Below are 2,481 nucleotides of genomic sequence, written 5' to 3'. Positions count from 1 at the left end.
TCGCCGTGGGGCGGGTTCGCCGTGGGGCGGGTTCGCCGTGGGGCGGGTTCGCCGTGGGGCGGGTTCGCCGTGGGGCGGGTTCGCCGTGGGGCGGGTTCGCCGTGGGGCGGGTCGCGCACCGCGGCGGTCGTGCGGCGGGAGGTCACCGCCCCGTCGGCCTCCGGTGCCGGAGCCAGTCGCCGCCGTCGATGCGCCCGCCCCGGGCGCGCAGCCGCTCGGCGACGACCGGTCCGGCGACGTACACCCGGGCCCGCAGGACGGCCCCGTCCCGGAGTCGTACGGCCTCCCGCTCGACGCGCACGTACAGGCTCGCGGGATCGCCCGGCACGCACTCCTCCAGCGCGTCGAGTTCCAGGAGGAGCCGGTCGTACGACTCGGGCCGCACGGTGACGAGTTCGCCGCTGACCAGGCCGGTTCCGCCGGGTTCCGCGACGGCGTACGGGTAGCCGGGTCCGTCGTAGAGCACCGCGCCGGCGAGGCGGCCCGGTTCCTCCGTCTCCGTGCGGCCGCGCAGGAACGCGTCGTGGTTGGGTTCGCCCGGCCGGAGGGTGCCGTAGACGAAGAACGGGAGGTGGTGGGGGTTCCGGACGGTCACAGAAAGGATTCTCCACCCACGCCGTCCCCACACACATCTCCATGGAGGCGCTATGGACATGACATGTCATGGCCCCTTAAATCTGTCTCGTCATCAGCGCCACCCCCACGCCTTCGAGGCACTCTCCGAGGAGACTGATGAGCCGGACCCGGAACACCCGCGTTTCCCGTCTCGCCACCGCCGGCGTCGCCGCCACCACCGCGACCCTGCTGGCCGCCGCACTCTCCCCCGCCGCCCACGCCGACGCCAGACCCACCCGGGCCACCGCGATCGCCCACGCGGCCGAGGCGCTCCTCCAGCACGCCGCCGGCCTCGGACTCACCTCCGCCGAGGGCACCTCGGTCCGGGACGTGATCGTGGACAAGAGCGGCGCCCAGCACGTCCGTTACGACCGCACGTACCGCAAGCTCCCGGTGCTGGGCGGCGACTTCGTGGTCCACCTCAGGGCGGACGGCGCGTACCGCGGCGCCGACCGGGCGACCCGCAGCACGATATCCCTCGCCTCGGTCGTGCCGGAGATATCCGCCCCGAAGGCCGCCGACCTCGCGGTGAACGCGCTGCGGGCGGCGAACCTCGGCGACGCGCTGAAGCAGGTGCAGGCCAAGCCGCAGCTGGTCGTCGACGCCCTGCACGGCACCCCGAAGCTGGCCTGGCGCACCAACGCCGTCGGCAAGGACTCACTCGGCAACCCGGTCGCCCGCACCGTGCTGACGGACGCCCGCACCGGCGCCCAGATCGACGCCTGGGACAGCATCGAGACGGCGACCGGTGACGGCAAGTCCCTGTACAGCGGCACGGTTCCGCTGGAGACGACGCAGTCCGGGTCGTCGTACAACCTCACCGACCCGACCCGTGGCAACACGTTCACCGGGGACGCGGCCAACAAGACCGACCTGTGCATCTTCGGCATCTGCATCAGCCGGGCGCCCAACACGGTGTTCACGGACGCCGACAACCACTGGGGCACGGGCGTCACCTCGGACCGCTCCTCGGCGGCCGTCGACGCCCAGTACGGCACCAACGAGACCTGGGACTACTACAAGAACGTCCACGGCCGCAACGGCATCGCCGGTGACGGCAAGGGCTCGTACAACCGCGTCCACTACGGCAGCAACTACAACAACGCCTTCTGGGACGACAGTTGCTTCTGCATGACGTACGGCGACGGTGACGGGACCACCTTCGGGCCGCTGGTGGCCCTGGACGTGGCGGGTCACGAGATGACCCACGGGGTCACCTCCAAGACGGCGGCGCTGACCTACACCGGCGAGTCCGGCGGCCTGAACGAGGCCACCTCGGACATCCTCGGCACGCTGGTGGAGTGGTACGCGAACAACTCGTCCGACCCGGGCGACTACCTGATCGGCGAGAAGATCGTCCGCTCCGGCTTCGGCAAGACGGCGCTGCGGTACATGGACCAGCCCTCCAAGGACGGGAGTTCGGCGGACTACTGGAGTTCCTCGGTCGGGAACCTGGACGTGCACTACTCCTCCGGCGTCGCGAACCACTTCGCCTATCTCCTCGCGGAGGGCAGCGGTGCGAAGACGATCAACGGCGTGAGCTACAACTCGCCGACGTACAACGGCTCGACGGTCACCGGGATCGGCCGGGACAAACTGGGTGCGATCTGGTACCGCGCACTGACGGTCTACATGACGTCCTCGACGAACTACGCGGGCGCGCGGACGGCGACCCTGAACGCCGCGAAGGACCTCTACGGCGCCGGCAGCACCGAGTACAACGCGGTGGCGGCGGCCTGGAGCGCGGTGAACGTCAACTGAGCGGACCGCGGGACGCCTGACGGGCCGAACAGCCCGACGCCCCGGCGCGGGTGCGGCTGTACGCCGACGGCAGCGCCCTTCGGGTGGAGGACAGCGGCGTCGGGC

General features: G+C 71.2%; 2 protein-coding genes. One reads left to right on the top strand and one right to left on the bottom strand.

Annotation, left to right across the window (positions count from 1 at the left end; genetic code table 11):
- Nucleotides 1–142: 142 nt before the first annotated feature.
- Nucleotides 143–595, bottom strand: a complete 453-nt coding sequence (locus tag ABZ646_RS35930; protein WP_360528626.1) for a gamma-glutamylcyclotransferase family protein — start codon at nt 593–595, stop codon at nt 143–145.
- A 137-nt stretch (nt 596–732) separates the two neighbouring features.
- Between ABZ646_RS35930 and ABZ646_RS35925 the strand changes: the two genes are divergently transcribed.
- Nucleotides 733–2,376 carry a M4 family metallopeptidase gene (locus ABZ646_RS35925; protein WP_360528623.1) on the top strand — a complete coding sequence of 548 codons (1,644 nt, stop codon included), beginning with the start codon at nt 733–735 and terminating at the stop codon, nt 2,374–2,376.
- Nucleotides 2,377–2,481 lie beyond the last annotated feature (105 nt).

The sequence above is a fragment of the Streptomyces sp. NPDC007162 genome (assembly GCF_040634175.1).
Classification (GTDB): Bacteria; Actinomycetota; Actinomycetes; order Streptomycetales; family Streptomycetaceae; genus Streptomyces.
Note: the sequence above shows the minus strand (reverse complement) of the source record. Positions and strands in the feature narration are given on the sequence as shown.